Genomic DNA, 8,995 nt, shown 5'->3' with positions numbered 1-8,995 from the left:
GCCAACCGCATGGTGCTGGCGGAGACCCGGGCGCAGGCCCAGCTGGACTTCAACGCCATTCCGAAGCCGCCGCAGGAGTACATCCAGAATCCCAGTGGGCAGTACCCGGCGGTCATCAAGAACCCGGCCTTCCTGCAGTGGGACAAGCAGTACGGCGACCGCTACGCCCACCTCGACAGTTCACTGAAGGGCATGAACGCCATCGAGGCGCGCTTCGCGCAGACGGGCAAGGAGGGGCTGCCCGAGGCCTATCTGCTGGGTTTCTCCTCGGAGGGCAACGGCAGGGCGATCATCGCCAACGGCAATCCGGACACCGCCAAGCACACGGCGGTGTACGTGCCCGGCACGACCTCGAACCTCGGCAGCATCGGCGGGAACATCGACCGCATGGTCGACCTCTGGCGCTCCACGGACCGCCTGCCCGGCGACGACTCCGTCTCGACGATCACCTGGCTGGGGTACGACGCCCCGCAGGACATCGTGAAGGACGCCCCCTTCGAGCACTACGCGACCGACGGGGCGCCGGCCTACAACAAGTTCATGGAGGGCCTTGAGGTCGCCCAGGGCGGCCCCGACAAGAGCCATACGACCGCCATCGGCCACTCGTACGGCACGACCCTTCTCGGCGCCGCGGCCCGTGACGGGCATCTGCGCGCCGACGACATGATCGTGGCCGGCAGCCCGGGCGTCCTGGTGGGCTCGGCGGAGGAGCTGGACGTGCCGAAGGGGCACGTGTGGAACCAGGAGGCGGACGGCGACGCCGTACCGGACATCGGCCGGTGGGGTCACGGCGGCAGCCAGTGGCGGCTCGGCGGCGGCGTCTTCCTCATCCCCAGCGACGAGGTGTTCGGAGCCAACCAGATGTCCACGGACACCGAGGGCCACAGCGACTACTGGAAGCGGGACAGCGAGAGCCTGAACAATCAGGCAGCGGTTGTGGCCGGTCAATACGGCAAGGTGAAGCACGATGAATAGGCCCCGAGCCGGCGCCCTGGCGGTGGCGGCGGCACTTCTCACACTCACGGGATGCAGCATGGACGAGTCCAACGGAACGAAGGTGGTCGGCGTCCGCGACCAGGAGGAGGTCAACACAGAGACCAAGAGGGTGTCGAGCGAGATCTACGACCTGATCGGGGTCAAGGGCACCCCGTCCAAGGGCGGCGCGGGGGTCATGTCGTGCGAGGGCAAGGACACCGAGCGGTTCTACGCGATGAAGCACCCCTGGAGCCTCACGGCCGGTTCCGACGAGGAGCTGGCCGGGGCCATGGAGCGGCTGAAGACGGAGCTCCCCAAGCGGGGCTGGAAGATCGTGAAGTACGGTCCCGACTCCAGCCCCTCCAAGAACCTCGAGCTCACCGCCGACCACGACGAGCGGAAGTTCGGTGTCCACATCAGCTTCTGGCGAAAGAACAGCGGCGGGGACACCAACCCGCCCTCGCTGATCATTGACGTGATCTCCGGCTGCTACGAGGTCCCGGAGGGCCAGAAGGTCAAGCACTACTGAGCCGCTCCGCGGCCGCACGCGAAGGGCCCGGGACGCGCCGTCCCGGGCCCTTCGCGTGCGTCCCGCATCACATGTCCGGATCAGGGGTTGCCCTTATTACCGGTGGGTAGCATCATCGTAGAGAACGTGGGCTACTCACCGGTAGTACGCCGTGTCACGAGAACGCGCACGCGAGACATCCACCTCCCCGAGCCTTACGGAGCCGTCGCCATGGGGCACTACAAGTCGAATCTCCGCGACATCGAGTTCAACCTCTTCGAGGTCCTCGGCCGCGACAAGGTGTACGGCACCGGTCCGTTCGAGGAGATGGACGTCGAGACCGCCAAGAGCATCCTCGACGAGATCCGCCGCCTGGCCGAGAACGAGCTCGCGGAGTCCTTCGCCGACGCCGACCGCAACCCGCCGGTCTTCGACCCGGAGACCAACACCGCCCCCGTCCCGGCCTCCTTCAAGAAGTCGTACAACGCCTTCATGGAGTCCGAGTACTGGCGCCTGGGCATCCCCGAGGAGATCGGCGGCACCGTCTCCCCGCGCTCCCTGATCTGGGCCTACGCGGAGCTGCTGCTCGGCGCGAACCCGGCCGTCTGGATGTACTCCTCCGGCCCGGCCTTCGCCGGCATCCTCTACACCGAGGGCAACGAGGCGCAGAAGAAGGTCGCCAAGATCGCCGTCGAGCGCCGCTGGGGCTCCACCATGGTCCTCACCGAGCCCGACGCGGGCTCGGACGTCGGCGCCGGCCGCACCAAGGCCGTCCAGCAGGAGGACGGCTCCTGGCACATCGAGGGCGTCAAGCGCTTCATCACCTCCGGTGAGCACGACATGGAGGAGAACATCCTCCACTACGTCCTCGCCCGCCCCGAGGGCGCCGGCCCCGGCACCAAGGGCCTCTCCCTCTTCCTCGTCCCGAAGTACGAGTTCGACTGGGAGACCGGCGAGCTCGGCGCCCGCAACGGCGTCTACGCCACCAACGTCGAGCACAAGATGGGCCTCAAGGCCTCCAACACGTGCGAGATGACCTTCGGCGACAAGCACCCCGCCAAGGGCTGGCTCATCGGCGACAAGCACGACGGCATCCGCCAGATGTTCCTCATCATCGAGTTCGCCCGCATGATGGTCGGCACGAAGGCGATCTCCACCCTCTCCACGGGCTACCTCAACGCCCTGGAGTACGCCAAGGAGCGCGTCCAGGGCACCGACCTGGCGAACTTCATGGACAAGACCGCCCCCAAGGTCACCATCACGCACCACCCCGACGTGCGCCGCTCGCTGATGACGCAGAAGGCGTACGCCGAGGGCATGCGCTCCCTCGTCCTCTACACGGCCACGATCCAGGACGAGATCGCGATCAAGGAAGCCGCCGGCGAGGACACCAAGGCGCTGCACGGCCTCAACGACCTGCTCCTCCCGATCGTCAAGGGCTACGGCTCCGAGAAGGGCTACGAGCAGCTCGCGCAGTCGCTCCAGACGTTCGGCGGCTCCGGCTTCCTGCAGGAGTACCCGATCGAGCAGTACATCCGCGACGCGAAGATCGACACCCTGTACGAGGGCACCACGGCCATCCAGGGCCAGGACTTCTTCTTCCGCAAGATCGTCCGCGACCAGGGCGCCTCCCTGAACGCGCTGGCCGAGGAGATCAAGAAGTTCCTCGCCGTCGGCACCGGCGGCGACGAGCTCGCCGGCGCCCGCGACGCCCTCGCCAAGGCCGCCGTCGACCTCGAAGGCATCGTCGGCGCCATGCTGACCGACCTCACCGCCACCGGCGAGGACGTCAAGAACATCTACAAGGTCGGCCTCAACACCACCCGCCTGCTCATGGCCTCCGGTGACGTCGTCGTCGGATACCTGCTGCTGCGCGGTGCCGCCGTCGCCGCCGAGAAGCTCGCCAACGGCGCCTCCGGCAAGGACGTCGCCTTCTACCAGGGCAAGATCGCCGCCGCGAAGTTCTTCGCCGCCAACGTCCTGCCCGGCGTCTCCACCGAGCGCGCCCTCGCCGAGGCCGTCGACGGCTCCCTCATGGACCTGGACGAGTCCGCGTTCTAGCAACGCCTCTCGTCCATACAGGAACGGCTCGTCCCCGGGGAGGGGGGCGGGCCGTTCCGCTTTCCCGGGGCGCCCCGCACCGCCCCCCGGCGCCCGCGGCGGCCCACCCGCGGAAGACCCCCACGAGGCCTGCCGGGCACCGCCGTTCCCGTCCCCGGGGGGCCGGTGTCCGCAGGTCGGGATCGTAAGGTGAACCCATGAGCAGCGCAGCTTCCCGCCCGGCGGCCGGCCCCTTCGACCGCGGCCACACCGATGACCTCATGTCCTTCCTCGCGGCCTCCCCGTCGCCGTACCACGCGGTCGCGAACACCGCCGAACGGCTGGAGAAGGCCGGATTCCGCAGGGTCGAGGAGACCGAGGCCTGGGACGGGACGAGCGGGGGGAAGTACGTGACCCGCGGCGGCGCGATCATCGCCTGGTACGTGCCCGAGGGCGCCGCCCCGCACACCCCGTACCGGATCGTCGGCGCCCACACCGACTCCCCCAACCTGCGCGTCAAGCCCCAGCCCGACCTCGGCGCCCACGGCTGGCGCCAGGTCGCCGTCGAGATCTACGGCGGCACCCTCCTCAACACCTGGCTCGACCGCGACCTCGGGCTCGCCGGCCGCCTCACGCTCCGCGACGGCAGCCACCACCTCGTGAACATCGACACCCCGCTTCTGCGCGTCCCGCAGCTCGCCATCCACCTCGACCGCGGCGCCAACGACGGCCTCAAGCTGGACCGGCAGCGGCACATGCAGCCCATCTGGGGCCTCGGCGACGTCCACGAGGGCGACCTCGTCGCGCACGTCGCCGCCGACGCCGGCCTCGACGCCGAGGACGTCACCGGCTGGGACCTCATGGTCCACGCGCTCGAAGCCCCCGCCTATCTCGGCCGCGACCGCGAACTCCTCGCCGGCCCGCGCATGGACAACCTGCTCTCCGTCCACGCCGCCGCCGCCGCGCTCGCCTCCCTCGCCGGACGCGACGACCTCCCGTACATCCCGGTCCTCGCCGCCTTCGACCACGAGGAGAACGGTTCCGAGGCCGACACCGGCGCCCAGGGCCCCCTCCTCGGCACCGTCCTCGAACGCTCCGTCTACGCCCGCGGCGGCCAGTACGAGGACCGCGCCCGCGCCTTCGCCGGCACGATCTGCCTCTCCTCCGACACCGGCCACGCCGTCCACCCCAACTACGCGGAGCGCCACGACCCGACGCACCACCCGCGCGTCAACGGCGGCCCGATCCTCAAGGTCAACGTCAACCAGCGCTACGCCACCGACGGCAGCGGCCGCGCCGTCTTCGCCGCCGCCTGCGAGAAGGCCGGCGTCCCCTGGCAGTCGTTCGTCTCCAACAACGACATGCCCTGCGGCACCACCATCGGCCCGATCACCGCCGCCCGCCACGGCATCACCACCGTCGACATCGGCGTCGCCATCCTCTCCATGCACAGCGCCCGCGAACTCTGCGGCGCCGAGGACCCCTACCTCCTCGCCAACGCGCTCGTCGCCTTCCTGGAGGGCTGACCTGCGCCTTCACCGGCTCCGGGCCCGCTCCGACCAACGGAGCAGGGCCCGTCCCTTGCTACTCGATAATTAACTGAGTAGATTGCTTAGTTGTGGACCTCACTCTTATTCGTCATGCCGTGGAAGTCGACCACGGCATCAAGCGCGTCGGCATGGGCTTTCTGAAGCAACGCGCGGCGAAGGACCGCGCCCGGCTGAGCGCCGATCTGTGCGCCCAGATCTCCGAGGAGCTCGACCGACTCGGGCTCACCACCATCCCCCGCACTCTCCCTACGTCGGAGACCGCATACGTGTGGGTCATTCAGAAGGACAGCGTTCTCGGCGAGATCACCAACGTCAGTGCCGCTGTCGCACAGCTGGACAAGCTGGGCATGAACCCCGTTCCTCAGGTTTTCGAGCAGAACCCGAACGCAAAACGCCACCTTCTGTGAATCTCCTACGCCGATTGTCGCACTGATCGACTAGACGTCAGGATCAGTTGACACAGACACACGCCTCCCATCAGGGCAAAGACGGCCGTGACGCAAGGAAGACCTCCTCGCGCCGCGGCCGTCCCGCTGTCGCCGGTTCCGCAATACCTATGCGCAGCCGCTCAAGCATCCGCTACGTTCTCCCCAACGCCAGCCGGACGCGGCCGAGTTGGTACGAGCCATAGTCATGCGACGAAGCAAGGAGCAACCCATGAGCGCCACGGGTCAGCCGGACGAGCCTCCCGGACCTTTAACACTCGCCTACGCCGGGCTCTCGCACGATCGAAGCGGGATGACAATCTCTCTCCTGACGACCCGTCCGGACAGCCTGAACGCGTTCAATGACGAGCTGGTCCAGCAGAAGAAGACCCTTCGCGGGCCCCTGCTGAACAGTTGGCGCGCGAACACCCTGGCCCGCCGTCGCGCCCTGTTCCGTCTCGCCACCGGCATATGCCCTCTGGACGTCACCACCCTCCGGGCGATGAAGGCACACCCCGAGCAGGGCGTCAACTACGCGTTGACATGGCTGACCAGCAGGTTTACCTCCGAGCAGAGGGCGGCGCTTGCTCTCATCCAGACACCGCGGGGGCCGGCCTGGTACCACCTCACCTCCAGCGGGCCGCCCGCCCCGCTGTCGGTCGACTGCCCCCCGCTCGCGGATCTCCCCTTCCCCGAGGCGGAAGCGCGGCGCCCCCTGGAGGTCGCGCGCCTCCTCACCACCCTGAACCACCGCTTCCTCGCCCGTCCGGGCGACGGCCCCCTCCCTCCGGACCTCCCGGGGCCGCCGCCCGGCGGCAAGAACCCCAGTCCCTTCACGCCGTGACCCCCGGGGCGGCGAGTCCTCGTGACTCGCCGCCCCCTTGGCGCGTCCGGGGCCGTTCCACCCGGGCGCGTGCACCTTCTCCACCAACTCCTTTTCTCGCTACGGAGGTTGTCTCTTGAGCACAGAATCCGGCCAGCCGCTCACCCTCGACATCGAATGGGGCGCTGAGACGATCCAGGTCTCCAACATCGCCCGCACACTGCCCGCCGAGCCCACCGACGAGCAGCAGCAGACCGTCATCGAGGCCGCACGTCAGAACCCGGGCATCCGCATGCCGGAGGGGGCTTTGACCGCCATAGCAACCGCCGTCACCCAGCCGGGCGCCCTCGCCGTACAGCTGCGGCCGACGGGCCAGGACCTCCAGGGCGTCCTCATGGTCGAGAACGTCGAGGGCGCCACGCTCTACTCCGCGGTGACCCGCGTCCTGATGAGCGAACTCTTCCCCGGCATCCAGCCCCGCACCGGCATGGAGGTCCTGGAGGTCCCCGATCCCCAGGTGCAGGGCATCACCCAGGACGGCCTGCCGAGCGCCGGCGTCGAGTACCACTACGCCGACCTCGACCACCTGTCGAACCACGTATGGCAGACCATCTACGGCACGCTGGCGAAGAACAGCTACGCCACCTCGATCGTGACCCGGTCGGTCACCCGCAACCTGATCACCCACCCCGTACGGATCACCTTCGAGGACGGCACGGAACCGATCCACGCCCTCGTCGTACGGGACGGCATCACACGGCTGGCCAGTGCGTGGTCCGTGCTCGCCGGTCCCCGGTCGGATGCCGCCGCGGCCGCGGATCTGGCCCGGCAGGCGCTGCTCGGTGGGGCCACCGCCGCGTCGGAGCGCGGCAAGGGTCCCGGTCTGGAACAGCGGCTGGCCGCGTCCCGGCGGAAGGGGCGGGAGGAGCTCCGCGCGGAGTTCGCCGAGGAGATCCACAAGCAGGTGCCCGCGGCCCGCGCCGCCCAGATCTTCCAGTCGTTCACCGTACCGGCCCAGATCGCCGTCGGGATCGACGCGCACACCAAGCGGCTGCTCTCGGCGGATGACCTCTTCGACGACGCCATCCGCTCCGTACTCGCCTCCATCCACGTCGAGTTCAAGCAGTGGGAGACCGCCGCTCAGAACGTGGAGGTGATCACCCGCGCGCTCAAGCGGATCGTCCAGAGCGGCGACCCCCGCTGGAGCACCGCCGAACTTCAGGAGGTCTACGGCCTCGCCGTCGGCCGCATCCCCGTGACGGACCTCCCGCGCGTGGTGGGCGGCGAGGACACCCCGCCGGCCACCGCCCTCTGGCGCGCCGTCTACCTCCTGAGTGCCCTCACCAAGCCCGAGCTGTTCCAGGCGCTGAAGGAGCAGGCCAAGGTCCTCAAGGGCGACCAGCGGATGCAGGTGAAGGGCTTCGCCGGGCTGCTGGGCCCGGTGATCGACCTGCCGTGGCGGACCCGGAAGCGGCTGGTCACCCCCACCGCGCGGAACGCCTGGAGCAACGGCGGCGTGCTGACGCCCGCGGTCGTCGGGGGGTGGAGCCCCAAGGTCACGGACGACTTCACGACCCTGGTGGAGCCGGCGATGAGCGGCGACATCGACGCCCGCTGCACCCTCGCAGTCGCCGGCGGCGTGGCGCTGATCGCGGACAAGCTCCTCACCCGGAACGTCGGTTCCTCCCTCAACGCCCCGAAGGAGAAGGGAGGCGTCCCGTTCCGCCTCGACACCCACAAGGTGATCGAGGGACTGTCGCGCCAGGGCAACGAGCTGGGGCTCCGCCTCCTGGCGATGGCGGCCAACACCTTCCGGGGCGACGACCTTCCGCTGAACGCGGTCGCCAAGCAGAGCCTCACCGGCAAGAACCCCGCTGAGACCGACAAGCCGTACGTGTACTTCAAGGTGGACCTGGCGGCGGAGGACGGGATCGCGCGGACCGCGGACGGTGTGCCCGTCATGCTCTACGAGTGGGACGTCGTCGCGGCGTCCGACCCGGACCGGGCGAGGAGCCTCGCGGAAGCCGAGGAAGCCTCCCGGACGGCCGCGGCAGCCGCCCCGAGCACCGAAGACGGCACCGCAACCCCGGGGGAGGCGGCGACGGACAGCGGGGAGGCGGGCGGAACCGTCACCGACCCCGCCGTCCCCCTCACCGGGGAGGTGCCCGGCGAGCTGCCCCATGTGGTGCCCGGACCCCGGGACTCCTCGCCCTCCCTGCCCCCCAGCCAGCGCGCGGCGGAGCTCACCAGGCACCTGAGGCACCACGTGCAGGCCACCAGGGACGTCCTGGACCGGATCCTCCCGCTGGAGGCGGAGGTCGGTGTCCACACGCCGCCCGTGCCGTCCGGGACGCTCGACGAGCTGGTCGAGCTGCTCGTGGGCATCCAGGCGGACGTCGAGAATCTGCGCCGCAGGACGGCATCCGGCGGGATCGGCAAAGACGACGAGGACGACCCTTACGGCGAGCTCAACGCCGACGCCGACGCGCTCGGCTAGGACGCGTCCATGCCCGCGAGGATCAGCGGCAGCCGGGAGGCCCCGCCGTCGGTGATCCTCACCGGGACGCCCCAGTCCTGCTGGTGGACGTGGCAGGCCGGGTACTCGTTGGCGGGGTCGTCGTCGCACGAGGCCGCCATCGCGGAGACGTGCAGCACGCCCTCCGTCACCTCCGGG

8 protein-coding genes are annotated in these 8,995 nt (G+C 69.5%); 7 read left to right on the top strand and 1 reads right to left on the bottom strand.

Annotated features, from left to right (window positions below; all coding sequences use genetic code 11):
- The 7 genes from RIF68_RS17135 to RIF68_RS17105 form a co-directional block, all read left to right on the top strand.
- A partial coding sequence (locus RIF68_RS17135) for an alpha/beta hydrolase (protein ID WP_309052140.1) occupies positions 1-975 on the top strand: 975 nt, incomplete at its 5' end.
- Positions 968-1,504: a hypothetical protein gene (locus RIF68_RS17130; protein WP_309052139.1), complete on the top strand. Its 537-nt coding sequence runs from the start codon at positions 968-970 to the stop codon at positions 1,502-1,504. The genes RIF68_RS17135 and RIF68_RS17130, both read left to right, overlap by 8 nt.
- Before the next feature lie 210 nt (positions 1,505-1,714).
- Positions 1,715-3,544, top strand: a complete 1,830-nt coding sequence (locus RIF68_RS17125) for an acyl-CoA dehydrogenase (RefSeq protein ID WP_309052138.1) — start codon at positions 1,715-1,717, stop codon at positions 3,542-3,544.
- 197 nt (positions 3,545-3,741) lie between these two features.
- Complete coding sequence (locus RIF68_RS17120) at positions 3,742-5,049, top strand: M18 family aminopeptidase (protein WP_309052137.1); 1,308 nt, start codon at positions 3,742-3,744, stop codon at positions 5,047-5,049.
- A gap of 92 nt (positions 5,050-5,141) precedes the next feature.
- Positions 5,142-5,480, top strand: coding sequence for a hypothetical protein (locus RIF68_RS17115; RefSeq protein ID WP_309052136.1), 339 nt, complete (start codon positions 5,142-5,144; stop codon positions 5,478-5,480).
- 331 nt (positions 5,481-5,811) lie between these two features.
- A complete protein-coding gene (locus tag RIF68_RS17110) occupies positions 5,812-6,342 on the top strand; it encodes a hypothetical protein (RefSeq protein WP_309052135.1) in 531 nt (176 codons plus the stop codon).
- 115 nt (positions 6,343-6,457) lie between these two features.
- Positions 6,458-8,818 carry a hypothetical protein gene (locus tag RIF68_RS17105; RefSeq protein ID WP_309052134.1) on the top strand — a complete coding sequence of 787 codons (2,361 nt, stop codon included), beginning with the start codon at positions 6,458-6,460 and terminating at the stop codon, positions 8,816-8,818.
- Here RIF68_RS17105 and RIF68_RS17100 read toward each other — a convergent pair.
- Positions 8,815-8,995: hypothetical protein (locus RIF68_RS17100; protein WP_309052133.1), on the bottom strand; the 181-nt coding region annotated here is incomplete at its 5' end. The two genes, RIF68_RS17105 and RIF68_RS17100, sit on opposite strands and share 4 nt — an antisense overlap.

Source organism: Streptomyces sp., from assembly GCF_031178505.1.
Lineage (GTDB): Bacteria > Actinomycetota > Actinomycetes > Streptomycetales > Streptomycetaceae > Streptomyces > Streptomyces gulbargensis.
Note: the sequence above shows the minus strand (reverse complement) of the source record. Positions and strands in the feature narration are given on the sequence as shown.

Coding starts and splice junctions, on each gene's coding strand:
- RIF68_RS17125 (WP_309052138.1), top strand. CDS start 1,715: ATGGGGCACTACAAGTCGAATCTCCGCGACATCGAGTTCAACCTCTTC.
- RIF68_RS17130 (WP_309052139.1), top strand. CDS start 968: ATGAATAGGCCCCGAGCCGGCGCCCTGGCGGTGGCGGCGGCACTTCTC.
- RIF68_RS17120 (WP_309052137.1), top strand. CDS start 3,742: ATGAGCAGCGCAGCTTCCCGCCCGGCGGCCGGCCCCTTCGACCGCGGC.
- RIF68_RS17110 (WP_309052135.1), top strand. CDS start 5,812: ATGACAATCTCTCTCCTGACGACCCGTCCGGACAGCCTGAACGCGTTC.